This window comes from Okeania sp. SIO2F5 (genome assembly GCF_010692685.1).
Classification (GTDB): Bacteria; Cyanobacteriota; Cyanobacteriia; order Cyanobacteriales; family Microcoleaceae; genus Okeania; species Okeania hirsuta.
In genome coordinates this window covers 69,134-89,507 of record NZ_JAAHGU010000006.1, presented here as the reverse complement: position 1 = coordinate 89,507, position 20,374 = coordinate 69,134, and the positions used below count along the sequence as shown (strand labels likewise).

At 36.0% G+C, this 20,374-nt stretch carries 12 protein-coding genes and 2 pseudogenes; 8 read left to right on the top strand and 6 right to left on the bottom strand.

Annotated features, from left to right (window positions below; all coding sequences use genetic code 11):
- Positions 1-312 precede the first annotated feature (312 nt).
- Positions 313-1,662, bottom strand: coding sequence for a 3-phosphoshikimate 1-carboxyvinyltransferase (gene aroA / locus F6K27_RS03480; protein ID WP_287273941.1), 1,350 nt, complete (start codon positions 1,660-1,662; stop codon positions 313-315).
- An 813-nt stretch (positions 1,663-2,475) separates the two neighbouring features.
- A complete protein-coding gene (locus F6K27_RS03475) occupies positions 2,476-2,625 on the bottom strand; it encodes a hypothetical protein (RefSeq protein WP_287273940.1) in 150 nt (49 codons plus the stop codon).
- A gap of 962 nt (positions 2,626-3,587) precedes the next feature.
- Between F6K27_RS03475 and F6K27_RS03470 the strand changes: the two genes are divergently transcribed.
- Positions 3,588-4,082 (top strand): hypothetical protein, encoded by a 495-nt coding sequence (locus tag F6K27_RS03470; protein WP_124145872.1) that lies wholly within the window; start codon positions 3,588-3,590, stop codon positions 4,080-4,082.
- A 312-nt stretch (positions 4,083-4,394) separates the two neighbouring features.
- Here F6K27_RS03470 and F6K27_RS03465 read toward each other — a convergent pair whose 3' ends face one another.
- Complete coding sequence (locus F6K27_RS03465) at positions 4,395-4,859, bottom strand: hypothetical protein (RefSeq protein ID WP_287273938.1); 465 nt, start codon at positions 4,857-4,859, stop codon at positions 4,395-4,397.
- A 940-nt stretch (positions 4,860-5,799) separates the two neighbouring features.
- On the opposite strand from F6K27_RS03465, the gene F6K27_RS03460 reads away from it, so the two are divergent.
- The 4 genes from F6K27_RS03460 (at position 5,800) to F6K27_RS03445 (ending at position 11,535) form a co-directional block, all read left to right on the top strand.
- The gene (locus F6K27_RS03460; protein ID WP_287273936.1) at positions 5,800-6,507 is read left to right on the top strand and encodes a hypothetical protein; all 708 of its coding nucleotides are present in this window, start codon (positions 5,800-5,802) and stop codon (positions 6,505-6,507) included.
- Positions 6,508-7,081: 574 nt separating this feature from the next.
- Entirely contained in the window at positions 7,082-7,855 is a 774-nt protein-coding gene (locus F6K27_RS03455; protein ID WP_124145896.1) for a response regulator transcription factor, read from the top strand.
- Between the two features lie 596 nt (positions 7,856-8,451).
- Positions 8,452-10,710, top strand: coding sequence for a protein-arginine deiminase domain-containing protein (locus F6K27_RS03450; protein WP_287273934.1), 2,259 nt, complete (start codon positions 8,452-8,454; stop codon positions 10,708-10,710).
- A 504-nt stretch (positions 10,711-11,214) separates the two neighbouring features.
- Positions 11,215-11,535 (top strand): antibiotic biosynthesis monooxygenase, encoded by a 321-nt coding sequence (locus tag F6K27_RS03445; RefSeq protein ID WP_124145868.1) that lies wholly within the window; start codon positions 11,215-11,217, stop codon positions 11,533-11,535.
- A gap of 363 nt (positions 11,536-11,898) precedes the next feature.
- Here the strand turns inward: F6K27_RS03445 and F6K27_RS03440 are convergent, their stop codons facing one another.
- Together F6K27_RS03440 and F6K27_RS03435 are read right to left on the bottom strand one after the other, a co-directional pair.
- A complete protein-coding gene (locus F6K27_RS03440) occupies positions 11,899-14,322 on the bottom strand; it encodes a VIT domain-containing protein (RefSeq protein WP_287273932.1) in 2,424 nt (807 codons plus the stop codon).
- Positions 14,323-14,543: 221 nt separating this feature from the next.
- Positions 14,544-15,419 (bottom strand): Uma2 family endonuclease, encoded by an 876-nt coding sequence (locus F6K27_RS03435; protein ID WP_287273930.1) that lies wholly within the window; start codon positions 15,417-15,419, stop codon positions 14,544-14,546.
- Between the two features lie 355 nt (positions 15,420-15,774).
- Here F6K27_RS03435 and F6K27_RS03430 point away from each other — a divergent pair, with 355 nt between their 5' ends.
- A complete protein-coding gene (locus F6K27_RS03430; protein ID WP_287300840.1) occupies positions 15,775-17,025 on the top strand; it encodes an SGNH/GDSL hydrolase family protein in 1,251 nt (416 codons plus the stop codon).
- A gap of 139 nt (positions 17,026-17,164) precedes the next feature.
- On the opposite strand, the pseudogene F6K27_RS03425 reads toward F6K27_RS03430, so the two are convergent.
- Positions 17,165-17,494 (bottom strand): annotated as a pseudogene (locus tag F6K27_RS03425) (transposase); the annotation flags it as partial.
- 223 nt (positions 17,495-17,717) lie between these two features.
- Between F6K27_RS03425 and F6K27_RS03420 the strand changes: the two are divergent.
- Together F6K27_RS03420 and F6K27_RS03415 are read left to right on the top strand one after the other, a co-directional pair.
- Positions 17,718-18,755, top strand: a pseudogene (locus tag F6K27_RS03420) (transposase).
- Between the two features lie 633 nt (positions 18,756-19,388).
- On the top strand, positions 19,389-20,255 hold the full coding sequence (locus tag F6K27_RS03415) for a calcium-binding protein (RefSeq protein ID WP_287273923.1): 867 nt from the start codon (positions 19,389-19,391) through the stop codon (positions 20,253-20,255).
- Positions 20,256-20,374: the final 119 nt, after the last annotated feature.

Below are 20,374 nucleotides of genomic sequence, written 5' to 3'. Positions count from 1 at the left end.
AACGCTAAAACCTTTATCTGTAAATACTTTTAGAATTAATCAGCAAGCCCTAATTATTAATAATTAATTATTAATTGTTGAACAGTATCATACCGTAGTATGTATACAGCAGTCATTCACGCTTATGGTGTCAATTACAACTACTCTTTCCAGAATAAAAGACCAGTGAGGCTACTTTTTAAGTTTTTCGTAAATTAAAACACATTTTTTTGACTACGGAGAAAATCCATCGAGTAGTTTCCATCTAGCTATTAATAGCGTAAGCTCCGACCTAGGAGTCAAATAGCTGATTTCCCACTTACCGAAATTTTACTATGACCTACAAATTTGTTGCAGAGTAGCAGTAAAATTGGGATAAGAAATGCTTGCAGCTTCAGCCTGATGGATATTGGTAGTGTTAATCACATTAAGAGCAGCGATCGCCAAACTCATAGCAACTCGATGATCCCCATAACTCTCAACATCACCACCAGTCAAGGCCACACCACCAGTAATTTCCAATCCATCCGGTAATTCTGTAACTCTACCTCCCAGTTTCTGGAGTTGAGTGGCCATAGCCATCAAGCGATCGCTCTCTTTGACCCGCAACTCAGCCGCATCCTTAATCACAGTTGTCCCTTCAGCAAACATAGCAGCAACTGCCAAAATAGGAATTTCATCAATAAGTCGTGGAATTATCGCACCAGAAATTTCACAAGCTTTCAAAGGACTATAACATACTCGTAAATCAGCCACAGGTTCTCCAGCAACAACCCGCTGATTTTCCTGTATAATATTAGCCTGCATCATTTCCAAAGCTTCTAATATACCTGTGCGGGTAGGATTAACACCAACATTTTCAATTACCAATTCCGATCCAGGCACAATAGCTGCTGCTACTAACCAAAAAGCTGCCGAACTAATATCACCAGGCACAACCACATCTTGACCTCGCAATTTAGCTGGACCTGTCACAGTCACACTATTTGTTTCTGGGTCGATACTAATTTGAGCGCCAAAAGCTTGCAACATTCTTTCACTATGGTCTCGTGAAAGAGCAGGTTCAGTTACCGTAGTTTTCCCTTCCGTCATTAAACCAGCAAACAAAATACAAGATTTTACCTGGGCTGAAGCAATGGGAGAATGATAATGGATCGGTCGTAACTTTTGTCCCTGAATGGCCAATGGGGCTAAAGAGCCACCTTGTCTACCCCAGATTTGAGCGCCCATTTGTGTCAGAGGCTCAATCACACGGGACATGGGACGCTGGACCAGGGAACTATCTCCAGTAACAGTAAAAAAACGTTCGGGATGGGAGGCCAAAATCCCCAACATTAGTCGCATTGTAGTGCCAGAATTACCACAGTCCAAAACCTGAGATGGTTCTATGAGATTATCTAGTCCAACTCCCTGAACCTCCACCAAGTCTGTATTGAGTTGAGAAATATCAGCCCCAAGAAGTGAAAAACATTTAGCAGTGCTGCGGGGATCTTCCCCTAGAAGCAAGCCTTTTATGGTAGTTTTTCCTTGAGCGATCGCTCCTAGCATAAGAGACCGATGAGAAATTGATTTATCTCCAGGAATTTGAATGTTACCTTTGAGGCATAGACCTGATTGTGGTCTTTGAATTATCAAAGTTTCTTGACTATTTGTAATTTGTGTAGTTACTACAGCAGGTATCATAAAATTAACTATAAATTTGCAAAATTTGCACAGCCACAATTTTATAGGAGTCTGGGAAGGGTGAGTAAATAAATACCTGTGCAGAATTCATTTAATATCAAGTCCTGATAATTAGTGATGAAAAAACCTATCTTCTTACACAAAGCAAATATTCTGATTGTCCCCACTCCCTACTCCCCGCTCCCTATCCTAATGTCCTAAGCAACTCAATATTTGCTATAAATACCAATAAAAAATTTACTACTAATTGTTATACTGTTAGCAAAAATCAGTTAGGAAAACCGTATAGAGAGGTTGACCAAAAGAAAAGAAAATTCAGTATTTTAAGCCTCCCTATTGGAGGAGGTACTGTTAACTGTTAACTAAAATGACCATTAAGGGAAGTTTTGGCGATTAGAACTGATGAGTCAAAGCCTCTGAGAATTTCTTTTAGACTTTATCTTGTCTTTTTCTTGTCTATTTGTAGCTATTATAGTTGATTTGAGACAAATTTTGAATATTAATTTAGTATTGCATTCTGACAAACATCAAAATACTGTCTTTAAATCACTCAAGCTTATATCTAAAATTATTCGATCAAATTGTTTACTATGAGTAGTAATCAAGTAAATATACAAAAAATAAATAATTTCATCTTCTAATTTAATGTAGTAATATTATACCTAGTTAATTCTTCAGCAAAAAATAAAGTAGATCAAAAACCTCTTTCTTTAAGGCTTATATATTTAAATTATAACTATCCTACTTACTATCTTGCTTTAATTTTGAATACCGACTATACCATTAATAAATAAACTGTAAAACACGAGCAATTTATTTTTCTCTGACAAACAACTCTCTGATTACCTTTGATGGTTTATCTTTTTCTTTTGGGTTGATTATCCCCCCGTCTATAGAGTGTTGACAATTGGTTGTGGTTTGAGTCGCCATCCACTTTTTCCTTCTTCCTTTTTCCTTCTTCAAGATTATTTAAAGCAGTAAAATTTAACTCATCAAGTGATTATTTAATATATTTAGTTAAAACATTGTAACAAAAACAAACAAAGATATAATTAAAATTAATAAATTTACTTAGACTGGTTACTGGCAATATTTTAGTATAGATAATTTTAAAATTTTTTTTATAAATACTATCCCTTGTGTCCAACTACATAAATATGCTACTATAGGAATAGTTAAGATCTTAACATGAGTTAATGACCCAAGTCTCATAATTCAGGAGTTAAGAAAAAAGTTATTGTGAATTGCTATTGTGAATTGCTATTGTGAATTGCCTTTTTGTTTTAACTACTATATTTATTCGCATAGTATTTGATGATGCAATGATGTTTAATAGTTTCCTAACCTTGATATCAAAGTGTTATTAATTTTTTTTATCTCACAAACTTCACAAAAATCATGAGAGAGATGAATTTGATTGATACTATATTACTTCTATATTAATAACAATTAACTAAAATAATTTAACACTGCTTCACATGAAGTAATTGCTTGAAATTATTGTCAGCTAAAATTTTCAGCCAAAGGCATCTTTGTTTTGACTTTCTTGAGTTCATCTTAATATTATGTTTGCGTAGGGTTTCCGCAAGAAATAGAAACCTTATAATTATACATTTTATCTATGAGTTCCATAAAACCTATCAATAACAAACCACAGATATATAGCATATTATAGGTTGATGAAGTACAGATTATCTAATCACGATCTTAATCAGTAAATATTGTTGTTGTGCAGGTGTACCTAACTTACTTAAAAGTGCTGTATATTCCGATAGCTTAAATTCTGAGTCAGAATAGAGTTAAATCTAAATTAGAGTTTGGCCAAGGTTGCGTGCGAAAGAAAAAGCTATTAACCAAGAGTAATATTTTTGATCTTTGTAGAACTAACAACCATTAAATAATTACAACTTACCCTAAGAAAATATATGCTAACTTATCAACGCAAATCCGTAAGTCTATCATTAATATCAACAGACTTGCCAATTTGGTCCATAGTTGAAACAGCGGCCACTGTATATCATAAAGACCGCGATCAATTTCATATATTATTGCATGAACCTGCAATTACAGACAAAGAAACATCATGTATAGACATAGATGAGCCATCAATATTGCCAACTGTCTTAAAACCAAGACTTTTATGGCTAGAAGTTTCCCCGTCCCGAGTCATTATGACTATGCAAGGAAACGGTAAATATTGTTACCGCCATATCTGGGAAAGAGGAGTATATGGCATCTGTCGTTATTGGTTACAAGACGAGTCATTCAATTTACATTATCAGCTACAAATGCGTAACTTTACCCGTAACCTAGTAGTTCAGGGAAGACCAGTTCCAGATTATCTGCGTTTAGAATATGAACTATGGTCTCAGCAGTTACGCATGGGACATTATGTACTAGAGCTAGAAATTCATCACTAATAGTTTGATTGAAGTTACCAATCAATATTTTTCCTAACAAAAACCACTTAAAACTTAACTGTCAATTCAGTTATCAGTTAGCCTCCTTCGGAAGAACTGCGTTAACAGTTATCAGCATCTCCTGCAATACAGAAGCGAGAAGATGCAGAATTTTCTTTATCTTGGTCGATTGGATATGGCGAGGTTTCCTCGCCATCCCACCCTTAGGAAAGTTCCGAAGACCGACCGCTTTCTATCCCCTTAAAAGGGAAGGTTTGAGACCCTATATTTTTGGTAATAGAAATTATTTATTAGGTGTAAAGTGCTCTAAACTTATTTATCTTGACAATAAGTAACCAGCTTATCTAACAAAATATCTTTTTCTGTAGCAACCTTATTAGCTTGCTGGCCTGTTTGAGTAAGTTGATTTTTAGCCTGATTAAATTTTTTTCTACCCTCTAATGAAGCTTCAACTTGTGTGCTAGTTTTAAGAGCTACACTCATATCAAGAAAAGCTTGAGAAAGTTCTTTAAATGTTCGAGTTAAGTCTTTTTGAAACTGCTGAAGAGTTTCATCCTCAAGTTTGAGAGCTTCTAACTCCTGAGAAATTGCTTCTAAATCTCCTCCTAGCTGATTAGTTGTCGCAGCATCAAAGGAATTTTCAGAATTGACAAGAGTATTTCCTTTGTTAATAGTAACAATCAATTCATTACACTGAAGAACTTTGCTAGGGCTACAACTAGTGATGGACAAATAGACTAGAATGGTGCCACCAATAATTTTTAATTTACGAAACATTGTTTAAAATCTTGCAAACTAAGGAGGTATACTTTATAAAAACATAGTTATATCATTTCCGGTTGAATATTGATAAATTAAGTGAGCAGGAAGATGGCGTTGAAGTTAGAGAATCAGTTTTTTCATAACTAATTAAAGAGGAGAGGTCTATTAAATAAGACAGGTATTTAATAATTTGGGACTACTCTTTTTTTACCTACTCAAAGTAGACTTCTTTTTTCTCACTAATTTTATATATAGGAATTGAATCATTATCAATAAAAATAATTTTTGATGTATAGAATTATTAGGTTAAAATCGCTTTAATTATTGCAATTTATACTTGATACGATAATATTTAGATTAACTCTAGTATCGGGAATATTGACAAAGTTTTGATTATTTTTTTTCCTAAATTAACATTTTGTTACCATTATTAATTTTGAAAAATTATTCATAATGCCATTTTTTTTGTGAGTGATGAGAACATGAATTATCGAAGCGATATGTTATATTCAAGTAATCATTAATGTGAAATTATTTATTAACTAGCTAGTTTTTTGATTTGATCCTCAATTAATTTTCAGGCAGAAGAAATTGAAGAGTTAACTTTAAATTTGTTACAGTTTACAGTATCGATCAATGAATTTCAGAAGTCTACCGATAATTCTAGCTTGATTAATATTAATGTAGCTAAGTGTAGCTAGGTGTTCAAACCAATATCAATACTAGCAAAACTTTATTCTAACTCGTATTGTATTTGTTTGGCTTCAGAAATCACCTCAATGACATTAATAATTAGTCTGATAGACTTAATTCTTGACAAAAATTTATCCCAACTACATCATTATTTATTAAAAATACGCTAAAAGTATTGACTAATTATGTCTATATTTAGCTATATTAACAGTAAATGTTGGTGATACCTAACAAGTATAAAAGTTGGCTCAAGAACATTAAAATGCCCGAACAACCAAGAAAAATTAACAATAATAATAAATCCACAGATAATTTTCCCATTGTAATTTCTTTTGGATTAGCATTGCTAATGCTAGGTTTATCCTGGCGTATATTCACAATCATTGCTATTGCTTCTGGAGTTACCTGGTTCGTCAAGCGTTATCAGGAAAAACAAAAACAACAAAAAGATTATTTGAATAACATATTCTATCAGTTAATTCAGGAAAATAATGGATATATTACAGCCTTAGATTTAGCCATAAATTCTCAACTATCGGGAAAAATAGTCCAAGAGTTTCTTGATGAACAAGCTAAAGAATTTGGTGCTGAATTAGGAATTACACAAGAGGGTGGTTTATTATATTATTTTCCTACTGCTGTATCTCTAGTTGGAAGAACAACGGATAAAATTTTAGAAAACAATACTCAATTAATCTCGAAAGATTCAAATTATGAGGCTCAACTACCAAATAATTCTCATCTAAAAGATATTCCAGAAAATTCCCTACTTCAATCTGCTACTGAAATAGTTTCTCCTCTTACCCAAAAGGAATTAGCAATTAGGCTCAATGTTCATGCTAGTACTATCAGTAAACGGAAAACAAAACCTGATTTTGGAGAATGGAGTAGTCAAAAAGATCCGGAATCAATTGCATGGAAATATTTTAAAGAACAAGCACAATTTTTACCTATAATTCCTAGATTTTAAGCACAAAGTTTTAAATTAAATCAATGGCTTTTTTTTAACTTTTATATCCCCAATATTTTACTTTTATCAAAAAATTTGGAGAGCAAAAGTTTACTTAAAATTTACTTGGCCTTAAGTCACAATTAAACAATAGCTTTACTAAAATTCAAGGACTTAATTTAAAAAGCATTTCCTGAGGGAATTCTCCTCAAACAGCAATTTGGTGCAGTCAGTATTTCCTAAACGGAATGCTTCGCAAACAGCTTAGATTTATACTGAAACCGAGTAAATGCAATTTCAAAGAGAATTTCAACCCCTCTTGAATTATCTAGTGTCTACAAGCTGGGAATTTCAACTCAAGTTGATAGCTGAAAGCCGATCGCCAAGAGCTAGTTAAAGAACCACTTAGATATTTTTCTATATTCTATAATTGCCTTACTTGACAAAAAGATAAAATTATGTTATAGAGAAGTAGAAAAATAAAATTAAAAATGGGCTATGTATTGAAAAATAATTATAACAAAATGTGAGAACAAACTTAAAAATCTTAATTAAACATTACAATAAAAAAAATTATAGGTAAGTGTAGCAAATGATGCCCAGAATACTCGTCATTGACGACGATCCTGCGATCGCAGAACTCGTTGCTGTCAACCTAGAAATGGCTGGCTATGAAGTTAGCCAAGCAGAAGATGGCATAAAAGGGCAAGCTCTAGCCCTCCAACTACTACCAGACCTGATAGTATTAGATTTAATGCTACCAAAGGTAGATGGGTTTACAGTTTGTCAACGTCTGCGTCGTGATGAACGGACAGCCGATATTCCGGTACTGATGTTAACTGCTTTAAGTCACACCCAAAATAAAGTAGAAGGCTTTAATGCTGGAGCAGATGATTATCTGACAAAACCCTTTGAAGTAGAAGAAATGCTGGCACGAGTGCGTGCCCTACTCCGACGCACAGATCGAATACCACAAGCAGCTAAACATAGCGAAATTCTGAATTATGGTCCTCTGACTCTTGTTCCTGAAAGGTTTGAGGCTATTTGGTTTGAGCAGACAGTCAAACTAACTCATTTAGAATTTGAGTTACTCCATTGTTTACTGCAACGACATGGCCAGACAGTATCTCCGAGTGAAATTCTCAAGGAAGTCTGGGGTTACGATCCAGATGATGATATTGAGACGATCCGAGTCCATATTAGACATCTGAGAACAAAGATGGAACCAGATCCTCGCCATCCTCGGTATATTAAAACAGTATACGGTGCTGGTTACTGCTTAGAGTTACCTAGTAATAGTTCCAGTTCTAATAATGTGGAAACATCTAATTTGGCAAAACCAAATCAGGAATGGGTGAGAGAACCTTAAAATAATTTCCGGTTGAAAAATTATAATTTAGGTATAAAAAACTGAACTGACAGAGAGATTTTTTCAAAATTCTGTAATACCTTACGAATTACAATCTCTCAACCGGAAATATAAATCAATTAACACTAACTGATTAAGCTTAATTTAGTTTTCAGTGAAGGAATAATGGTAGTCCTGGATGGTAATGGTGAGGATATATGTTTTTTAATTTTTCCCAAACTCCTAGTGCTCTCTACACTCCCCATCCCCCCATCTCCCCAAACTCTCGGTGCTTCCTTTACCATTACTATGTACCACCACCGGAATAATTATTCGGCGGGAATCCTGTAGAGTCAATAGACATCTGGTGAAAATAAACTTACCCTTTATTTAACATCAGCTAGAGTTGTAAAAGTAAGTTCCCTAAATCATTTTTCGTACCTTTTTCCTAAAAATCTATTCCTTGTTGCTTTCCGGAACTGTTGCCTGTTGCCTGCTATGTGCAAAAATTCTATATCTTTTTCATGCCTATGTCTAATATTGAAAAGATAGGAAATTAGTCCTCTGAGTTGCCAAAAATCCGCTAAAATCCATTAGTATATATGAGGATGTATACTATGTGTTGGATTAGATATGTCAAAATAGCTCTAGTTAATACCATTGGAGCATTAGTAGCAATTATTTGGGTGCCTGTTCCTCAAGCAGTGGCACAACCTTCACTTCTAGAACAAGCAAACTCAGCAGTTTCGCCTTTAGAAACCCTCGAGTCAATAAACAACAACTTAAAAACTACAAGAAAAGTAAATTCACTATCAGAACTTTACCAGCTTAGAGACGAAATAAAAGCTGAACTGAATAAAGTTTCTCAAAGGCCAACTCTCCAAGAAGTAGAAGAACCCTGGCAATACCAATTTCACCTACAAAAGTATGAAAAAAACCTGAAAAACTTCCGTAATGTAGAAGCTAATATTATTAGAGAAGAAAAAGCGCTTCAAAGCTGGAAGCAAGCGATCGCCAAAGCAAGTAAGGCAGTAGAAAAAGGAAAAACAATTCAGGCAAATTACCAAACTTGGCAAGAAGCAGAAAATCTTTGGTTAGAGGCAATTTTCAACCTGCGCCAAATTCCCCAAAACTCGTTAATTACAGATAAAGCGATCGAAAAAATGATCGAATATCAGGGTTATTTAGCAGTTGCCTCCTATGAAAAAGTCATAGCAGCAAGAAGATGGGTAGAAAATACAGAAGATGACACAGACAATAATACAACCAATTATTCACCCATTGCATATAGTTTATCTCCTGGTTTCACCATGTATGGCGACACCAACAGAGACGGAGAGTTAGATGAAGCTGACAGATCGAGTAGAGAAAAATGGACTTTATCAGAAGGTGCATTGATGCTATTTAATAGCGATGATGATAATGGCGATCGAATACCAGACTGGCGCGATCGAGAAGTTAATGGCAAAACAGATGAAGCAGACTTAGCGCTGGTGAATATTCAAGTAGCAGAAAATTATCAAGATGCTCAAATCTATATCTCAACAGATACAGATGCTAGTGACTATATTAATGTATTCCAAAAAACAGAATACGGATGGCAACCAGTAGATATTTCTGGTACTGAAGCATTAATATCTAGAGAGAAAGTAGTATTAGGTGTGGAAGCTAAACAGTTCGCCGATCGTAACTGGAAAGGAGTCGTTAAATTAACAGCGATCGCTGAAAAAAATGGTAGACAAATTGCTTCTGATAGTATTCAAATAGGTGTAGTCCCCTGGTTAATGTCTCCCAATACTGCTCCAGTCAAAGAGCTTCATGTCAGCGAACGTGGTTTTGGCAATCAAGAATTTGTCGCCAAAATCAAACATATCGTCGAAAAAACAGGTGCTAAAGCTCAAATTAATTCTGGTGGCACCACCTGGATGCAAGATACTAAAGAAATAGGTTATGTGCAATTTCCCTCTCAAGGCAAAACCCATAATATGAATGTGGTACTCAAAGCTAACCGCCCTGGGGAAAATGACCAATACGCTAGAAGTCTGCTCAAAGAAGATTTTGGCTGGTTTGAAGTAGGTAAACCTAGACAACTCGATCCCCTAAATAGATGGGCAGATGCTTATGGCAACCTAGAAGTGACACCACCTCTACCAGGATACGATCTGGGAAGAATTTATTATGGTAAGGCAGGTGAAGTAGGTCTGAATCCAGAAATTGTTGATTTTATTAAAGCGCAAAAAATTCAAGGTCCGCCAGTAGATATTGATACTTCTTGGTTAATGATTCGTCATGTAGATGAAATTATTACTTTTATTCCTAGTAAATTTGGCAAACCTTTAATGTTAATTGTTAGTCCAGAAGCAGGGGTAAAACTATTACAAGAATTGAGTCAACAAGGATATGGACAAGCGGCAATAAATCGTGGTTTAAGTACTCAAACAACGGTACGAGCAGCGCTAAAAAATCAGAAGTTAATTCAGCATAATCTCTATTTACAGCGGGAAAAATTAGACCCATTAATTGAAAAGTTGAAGCGGGAGTTTAATTTAAGCGATGACCAGATTATTCAAGTGCCAGCTATGTTTGGATATAGTGGTTATTCTTGGTGGCCGAATATGGTTAATTCGGTGGTAGTTAACGGAGAATTGTTAGTTTCAAATCCCGTAGGAGCATTAATTAATGGTAGAGATTATACTCAGGAAAAATTCCGTAGGTTAGTAGCTGATGCTAGTTTAAATATTAATTTTATGGACGATAAATATTATCAGAATCTCAGGGGAAGTATCCATGATGCGACAAATACAACCCGTTTAGGAAAAAATAATCCTTTCTGGAAATCTTTGTCTGAGGATATTATTTCAGGGAGTAGGGAATAGGGAGTAGGGGAGTAGGGGAGTGGGGGAGTAGGGGAGTTTCACAGGGGTAGGTTTTTTATAATTGTATCTTAGGGTGTGGGAAGAGGGAGAAGAGGGGGAAGTGTGGGGAGAATTTCGCCCATTTTTTGTATAAAAAAGCACACTTTGCTTGAAATTTTCTACTGAATAGAAGCGATCGCTCACCCCTTTGTTAAAAACCTACCCCTGTGAACTACTACCTACTCCCTCTTTTCCGGAGATGTCTATTGCAATATTTGAAGATGAAACAGTCTACTATAGCAATGTGCGCTGGCATATTTACAAATTGTAGGAATTGTCCAATAGCTAAAAGTCTTATATTATCAGCTTTTTATTCCCCCTATTGCCTATTACCTGTTGCCTGTTGCCTGCGTGCAGCGCCATACATGATTTAATATTTATTTGACAAACACTTTCTTAATCAAGTTAAGAAGTCTTATTTTTGACTTTTGATTTGCTATTAAACCCTATCTATCAGGAGAAAAAATGTCTGATTTTATGGATTTTTTGAAGCATAAATATGCTTATGTTGCCTTGGGAGAATTTAAACCAGGAAAGTTTGAAGAAGCAAGAGAACTTTATGAAAAGGCAGTTGCTACCTATAACGAAGGTTTTAAGGGAGCTTATTTATTGCAGTTGCCAGGAACAGATAAAGGTATTGCTGTAATTTTTTGGGAAGGAGTTGAAGATATGGATGCGAATCAAACTGATGCTTATAAAGCGGCATTGGAACAAATGTCACATTTATTTGCTAAACCACCAGAAACTAATTTTTATGAAACTGTCACTGAGATATTGCCAGAGTAATTTGGCAGATGAGGGTAATTTTTTGTCAATTTACAGCAGAAGGAAGAAGGAAGAGGGAAGAAGGAAGAAGAAAGAAGGAAAGGACTGAAGAACCGAAAAATATTGCTTTGTCTGAATTTTAAGCTTTTGATCTGTCCTAACCTTTTCTTCGACTGCTATAAATCGACAAATCTTGCCTTTACAGCAGTTTTCATTTCGGTAGACCACATTAGGGACGTTCCATGGAACATCCCTACTGGGTTTTGATTGTGACGCGAGGTCGTCAATATGAAAAGCGCTGTAATATCTTGGCAATTTGGATAAATTTTCCCTCTGCATTCTCAATTGGGGAATAGACTTTTTCTATCCCCCAACTCCTGAATATTAGGAACTAACTTTGATTGTAATCTCAATCCGATCTGCGACACCAGAGGGAACGCACCATTTTAACAGCGATCGCTTAATTTCTTCTACTACTTTTTTATCCTTCAATGTAGAAGCTTCATCATCTAAAATTACTCGAAGTACGCGATCGCCTTTCACCTGCAATTCCAAAACTATTTCACCATTAATATTTGATGGTATATTCAGATTTTGTAGATGCTGTTGGAGATTTTCTTGCCCTCCTGCATCTAACCCCGTAACCTGAATAATTTGCAAAGTATTATGAGTGAGGTTTACAGAATCTTGCTTTTTGCTATTTGCTCTTCTCCTTCTTCTTCCTCTTAAAGGCTTTGGATCGATGGAAATTGCTCTTTCCTTTTCTTGCTCCATCCAATCAGTTGTTTGAGGTGCTGCTGCTTTTGCTCTTCTTCGACGCCGCGCAACTGGTAGGGAAATTGCTCTTTCCTTTTCTATCCAATCAGTTGCTTGAGGTACTGCTGAACTTCTTCGACACTCCGGCACAATTTGTTCTGAATAAGCTACCATACTCTCAGCTGCACAGTTGTCTACTAGAAATATTTCAGGTGCAGGACCGAACCCCTTATAACTCAATCCCTCTGGCATTTCCACAGGCACTTCCATCGAAATACTCTTACCACCAGGTTCAACACGCACCTCTTCACTAACTGCCACAAACGCCGTATATTCAGACAACAATTGATAACTTAAAGCAGTCTCCGTCACCTCTTTTACTATCGACTTCTTATCATAATCAAACATCTGATTCATCAAATGCTTAATCTTTTGCCTGGCCCAAATTTGAGCAACTGCCACATTACCACTCTCAGCAAAATGAATATCGAAAGTCTGCTGATAAATTTCCCCACCAGCAGCAATACCATTAACCTGTAACTCACCTCCCACAGCATCCTGTTTGTGCCCAAAGAAAACCAAAGGTTGTTCGGCAAATAAATCTGGAGTTGTCACCGGATAAATTTCTGGTACTTCACCCCAACCATTCCAATTAATCTCAATTTGAGTCAATACTGGGTTATTAATTTGCTGAAAAAATTTCTCTGCTACTTCCTGAGTGGGTTCATCCTGTCGCACAACCCTGGCAATACCCCGCCCAATTTCTGCCAAACGGTTAATCAAATATCGATTTACCGAACTACCGACACCAAAACTATAAAGTCGGTTACCTGGTTGGAGTTGGTCTTGCACTTCTGCCAATACTGCTTTTTCATTACCAATATAACCATCGGTCAACATCACAATACTCCGTAGTCTTCCCGCAGGTGGAGGCGGAAATTGCAACACTTCCTGGATACCATTAAGTAATTCAGTGCCACCATTTGCATTTAATCTATTGATATAGTTAATTGCAGTGGCAATGTTTTTAGGTGTATTCGGTAGAGGTTGTTCTGACAGTTTTCTGGTAGTATTGGCAAAGTCGATAATTGTGAAAGTGTCGTTGGGGTTAAGTCCGTGAATAAAACGGCGCATCAATTCCTGACATTTGAGCAAGGGTTCTCCCCTTTGGGAACCGGAAGTATCCATGAGGAAAACCACATCTTTAGGCACAATTTCATCACTGCGATACCGTAAAGCTGGAATTAGATAAATGGCAAAATATCCACCACGTTCATCTGCTTGAGTTAATACTGTTGCTTTGGTATGATTGCTAGCAACTTGATAGCGGAGAATGAAGTCTTTATTTGGGATAGTGTCTTCATTTCCTAATTTAACCGTAACAATTTCTCTTCGCTCGGATGTTTGAATTTGGTGGGATGTGGAATTCACCTGAAAAATTGGCATCCCACAGTCTATTTCTACTGTCATACCAATATCATGTCCTGAACGAGTTGCCGGGGGAACTATTGGTGGTGTAATTTGACTAGCATCGGGAACTTGGTCTGTATCGCCACTTCCATCTATAGGTGTTCCAGGAATATAGCGAGGTCCCACAACCATCGGAAACACAAATTCATAGTCCCCACCTTCAAATTTGAGGGAGTCTGTATAGCGAATAATTACATCTATTTGTTCCCCTGGTTTAATATTTGCCAGGGACTTAGTGAAAATATTATCGCGCTGTTGTTCGAGTAACCCTGCGGTGCGACCTTGTTGTTTAGCTTGTTGATAGATTTTTTTTGCTTCTTCTCGTTTTTTGATATTACCTTTGATTAAGCGATCGCCTATTTTGATTTCCATTTCATCGACTGCTGCTTCATCTGGTAATGGGAAGACATAAGTTGCTTCTAGGGGTTCGGTGAATGGGTTCTCAAATTGTTGAGTTACTTCGACGCGGGATAGGTTGCCAGCTATTTTAGCTTGAACTTCCGTATGTTTGAGCGGAAAAGTCAGTTTCTCTTCTGAGGAGAAAACGTATAATCCTGCAAGAGTTGGTGTATTTGTAGACATAACTATGTATGCTCCTAAAAAAATTAATTTATTTTGTAATACATTAACTTCTCTTGTAGCGTACTGAATTAAGAATTGTCTGTTAAGAATTGTGTATGATTATGGTCAGCTTAAAAATGTAGGGGGAAAGGGCTTGATTTGAATAGACCTTAATTTGATAAATCCCTTTTTTATCCTTAAAAGGAGAGTCTTTAAACCTAGATTCAATTAATTATCCATTATCAATTATTCAATAGTTTTCGCAATTCATCTATTGAGGAAATTTGGGGAATTTGAGATACTATTGTCTCTAACAATTTCACATCATCTATTTTTGAAATATCTGATAAAATCTCCACATATTCATCACCAAACTTGAGTTTTAATCCCATTTCAATTGCTAATAATAACCCCTGTTTAATTTGAGCATCTTTTAGAGATATCTCAGCATCTTTTAGGGATATTTGAGCATCTTTTTGGGAAATTTCCAGATTTTTTGCTGTTGTTATTTCATCTCCTGTTTTAATTACATTCCCATCACCATTGCACCAACGTAACCAAGTACCATTAACATTTTCAAATACACCATTCCATAGAGTTAATCCCAAATTAACATGAGCAAACCAAGCATTATTTTTAGGAACGTAAGAATTAATTTGTAATTGAAAGACTTGCAGTACAGTTTCGCTAAGTTTTTGCAATGGATCGTAGACAACATAATAAGGAATTCCTAACTTTGCATAGTCCGTTAATTTACTTCCTAATTCATTACCGGGAGTCGGAGAAACAATTTCTATTACGATATCTGGTGCTTTGCCAAATTCCCAGAATAAATAAGAGCTAACATTACGTTCCCACCATTCTTTCTCACCAATAATATTCAAACTTAAAAAGACATCAGGTACAATTCCTGAATCTAGGAGATGAGAAAATAAACCCACATTGGCAGCAACAATAAAAGGAACATTTATCGGTATTTTAGCACCGCTATAAAATACCGTTGTGAGTAGACGTTGTTGTTTTTCATTAATAAAACTATCCAAGGGAGTATCATCCTCTAGAATCATGTGACTGGTGTCTGGATCTCCATGGGGCAGAATAGTCAATTTTTCTGACATAATTACCTCCAGATTAATTGGGGAATTTTTAATATATTATATAGGCAAAATGATAACCCAGTAAGGATATTGTATGCAACGTGCCTAGTGTTTGTTATTGGAAGATGATCGCAAATCCGCAACCAAATCTGCCACCCGTTGACTGAAAATTTAACTGTTCAATTGTTTAATAGGCAAACTTAAAATTGCTAAAATCTTAGAAATATTTATATCTTCTGCATTTTCAATGACTAACTCCTCATTATTAATATCTACATTTTGACCAGAAAGTTNTGAGCAAGAGGATGACGAAACAATTAATCTAACTTTATCCTCCCCTACAGGAGGAGCCACCCTCGGCACTGATGATACAGCGGTGTTAACAGTTGTAGACAATGATGCTTCTTCTCCAGATAATGGTTTAGGTGGAGATAATACTTTTAACGGTAGTCCTGGTGATGATAATTTCGTCAGTAGCCCTGGTAACAACAGCTACGATGGCGGTGAGGGTCAAGATACAGTCAACTATGCTAGCAACAAGACCAGTGGACTTATTGCTAACCTTGAGACTGGTGAAGTCAGCCGTAAGTTTGAAACTTGGTCTGAAGACTTTAAAATTTTACCTCTAGGCGACTCTAACACTAGCGGATATCCTAGTGATGCCAGCAATGCTGGCTATCGTAACGAATTATGGAGGTCTTTAAATGGTGCTGGCTACAATATAGATTTTGTTGGTACAGCATACAGTGGTCCTTCTGATATTGATCAAGACCACGAAGGTCGTGGTAAATTCACTATTAATCAACTTACAGATAACGCCAGTAAAGCTCGAGGTAAAAATCACCCATCAGTCGCAAGATACACAAATATTGAAGATACCTTAGCCACTTATGATCCTAATATGGTTTTAGTGATGGCAGGTACAAATGATATTAATAAAGGGGATAGTCCAGATACTGCTCTTGCAGACCTTGGTGATCTGGTAGATCGAATGAACACAGCACTACCAGAATCACAAATTTTAGTTGCATCTATTTTGCCAAACTTTAGTAACTCGGACAGAGAAGCGAGAACTGAGGAGTTTAACGAGCGAATACCTAGTGAAATAGTTGAACCCAGAAAATCTAGTGGACATAATGTACATTTCGTAGATATTTTTAATACACCTTTAGAGTCTAGTGATATCACTAAGGATGGTTATCATCTGACAGCTAGTGGTTACGATAAGATAGCTGAAGTTTGGGAAGATGCTATGCTCAATACGGTTGTCGCTCAAGATACTTTAACAAATATTGAGAACTTGATTGCTTCTGATGGTGATGATGAACTTATAGGTGATAATTCTGCCAACCAACTTACAGGTGGTCTTGGTGATGACACCCTAACTGGTGGTGGTGGTAATGATGTATTTATCTATAGTCAAGGAGATGGAACTGACATTATTACAGACTTTGAAGTTAATAACGATAAACTTGGATTATCTAACGGTTTAACTTTCAGCGAATTAACGATTGAAAATGCAGGTACAAGCACTGAAGTTAAGGTCACCCTCACTAATGAAGTTTTAACTGTACTTGAAGGGGTAATAGCAAATGACATTACCTCCAGTGATTTCATAACAGTCTAATATCATGTTCGGATGATTACTTATAATAAAGCCAGAATCATTACAGTAGAAGTATTCAAACTTTATGGCCAAGAAGATGGCGATATAGCTGCCGCACTTACTCCGCCAACGCAAACTACCTTTATGTTCAAACGATCGCTTATAATTGAACAGCCCTAGTTTGAGGCCACCAATGGAAGCAAGTTAGTCCTTGTATTAAATCATGCTGTTTCATTAGTTGTTGGCACCGAAAGACTAATAGTTCTTCAAGTTCATCTAAAGAAAGGGGAGAGCTATTGGCCACAACTTCATTAGTTAAAGGCCACAAACGTTCTGCTAGTTGTAGTTCTGGTGACTTGGCAGGTAAATAGATTAAATCCAAACCCTCTGGTATCTTCAAACTATGACTGGTATGCCAACCGGCTTGATCGATGACCAGTATAACTCTTTTATTCTTTCCCAGACCATATTCAGTGGCAAAATCATCTAAAAACAGGACTTACGTAAGGACACTATATATAGTGTTAATCTTTAAGACTCTCTCTAGATTTGCGATCTAAACTCCGTTTCCCTTGGCGATATAGCTGCCGCTAGGCTCCACCAACACCTGAGCCACAAAATTATCATTAACTGAAAAATTAGATTGAGTATATTGTAGGTTCTCTGGTATGATTATAATTTCAAATAACATATATTTTTATGAAGAGTTTTTAATAGACTTTAATTATATAAAATATTGTCAGTATCTCATAAGTAGTCAGAAACATTACACTCTGACAAACCTGGCTGACAATCTAGAAAAAGTTAGCCACGATAGCGTAGCTTTGCGTCAGCAATCAAATTAATCGTTACTTGAAAAATATTGATTTAGGAACAGAAATGTTGTGGGAAAATGTCAGAGAAGAAATTGTAACTACTGAAGATGGTTATTTAATTTTTGATGACAGGTTTCTGAATAAAAAGTATTCCCATGCATATTGAGCTTATTCGGCGTCAGTATAGTGGTAACGAACATAGGGTAGTGCGTGGAATAGGAACAGTTAATTGTTGATATTTTAATCCTCAAATATAACGTTTCTGCATAGTATATTATCAGATTTATAAAGAGTGAAAGTGATGAAAATAGTAAAATAGATAATATAGAATATATAATAATTGATGTAGTAAAAAAGAAGAAAATACCAGTAAAAACAGTATTAATGGATAGCTTATATCCAACCAAAAAACTCATTATCTTAATAGATAACTTAGGTAAAGTTTACTATTCCCCGTTAAAAAGCAATCGTTTAGTAGACGATACAGGGGGTGAAAAAAAACAAAAACTGGAATAATTAACATCGAATCAGGAGGAATTAGTATCAGGAAAAATTATTAAGATTAAAGGTTTTCCGAGAGATCAAAAAGTCAGATTATTCTGGGCTACTGTTTCTACAAACACCAACAGAATATATTGTTACTAATTACCTCAGTCATCAGAGTACAGATGACGTTGAGTTTGAAATTTGCGCCTAGATGGAAAATAGAGGAGTTTCATAGAGAAATTAAACAACTAACAGGATTTGAGTTTTGGATTGGGTCGTCGGGCAAAAATCCAAAAGAATCATATTGCTTGTGCCATGTTAGTCTGGAATCATTTGAAAAAAATGGCAAATATTTTGGGGATAACTATTGATCATCTGAAACATCAATTATTATCCAAATATCTAGTATCTGAACTTAAATATCCTACAATTAAAATGACAGTTATTTAGGTTTTTATGAATAGGGATAAAACTAAAAATGTTAGGCGATCGCTATAATTTTTCTAAGGGTTAGCGGAGCCTTGCGTCAGCAATCGCTCTATTTGACATTCGCTATATATAGTGTCTTTGCGTAAGTCCTGTTTGACTAAAAACAACCTAATATTAATTATTCTAGCAATTGATTAATCCAAAATCCAATTCAATCAAAAATCTAAAATCATTCGTCACTGTGGAACGCCATTATTTTGAATAGTGTATTTGTCAAATATTATCCCTATTAACTATTACTGAACAGGCGAATAAAAATATAATTAACAGATTATGTATAGGAAGGAACACTGGCTCTAGAAACAGTAGGAAAAACATTTTCCTGTCTAAAAATCATTATCATATGAAATCCGGTTATACAGTTATCTCACTTTCTACTTCCATTAAATACAGACATAAAATGCCGGAATATCCCAAGATTTTTTCCACTCTCATCCTGAATTTCTCACTACTTTCTCCTGACTCCTGACTCCTGACTCCTGAATTATACGATAACTAATTATCCGGAGACTGTATCACTTTATGTCTTAACCAATCTATACTATTACTATAAATATAAATATTATTCACAAAGAAGTTATTCGGTAAAGTTTTATGGTCACGGCAACACAAGAAAACCTTTTTAACGGTGTAATCGATCTGTTTAGTTTTTTTAGGCCTTCGATTATTGATGAATCAATGCCAGGAGGGGGTAACGATACCAATGGAGGTGGTAATGGCGATGGGAGTGGTAATAGCACAAGCACCGATGGAAGTGGGAGTTCTGGAAATCAATTCAATGAAATTCTCGGCACAGAAGAGGATGAGAATATCAATGGTACAGCAGGAGCAGACCTCATTATGGGAATGGGAGGTCGAGATTCTATAGAAGGTAGAGGCGGAGGAGATAGAATTTTTGGAGAGGGAGATAATGATACTTTGCTCGGAGGTGAAGGTAATGATTCTCTACTCGGTGGGCAACAACAGGACTCTATTCTAGGGGGTGATGGTAGCGACACATTGTGGGGTGGTAGGAATAATGACTCTCTATTTGGTGAAGAAAATGAAGATACACTCTATGGTAATAAAGGCAATGACTATCTTTTGGGAGGTAAAGAAGATGATAGCCTCTTGGGAGGTAAAGAAGATGATTCTCTAGATGGAGGTGAAGGTGATGATACTCTAGTCGGCGATCGCGACTCTGATACTTTAACTGGAGGGACAGGAGAAGATTTATTTGCTATTAGTGAAAATACAGGTGGTCTCAGTCCATCAGATGCAGATATTATTACAGACTACAACCCTGAAGAAGACGATCAAATTGGATTAATTAATGGTTTGGAGCGTAGTGACATAGAATTTGAGACAACAGTTGTAGGTGGAGAAAACGGTGTAGCTATTAGGTTGAGGGATGATGATGAAGATTATCTGGCAATAGTGCTGAATGTTGTAGAAGGCGATCTTGACTTTACTATTATCTAATATCATGTCTCTTTAAATACCCACAATTGAAGAAGGAGACAGGAGACAGGAGACAGGAGACAGGAGGAAAATTACATGGGGATAGTCAACGACCTGCCGCTCCGCGTCTACGCTCCCCC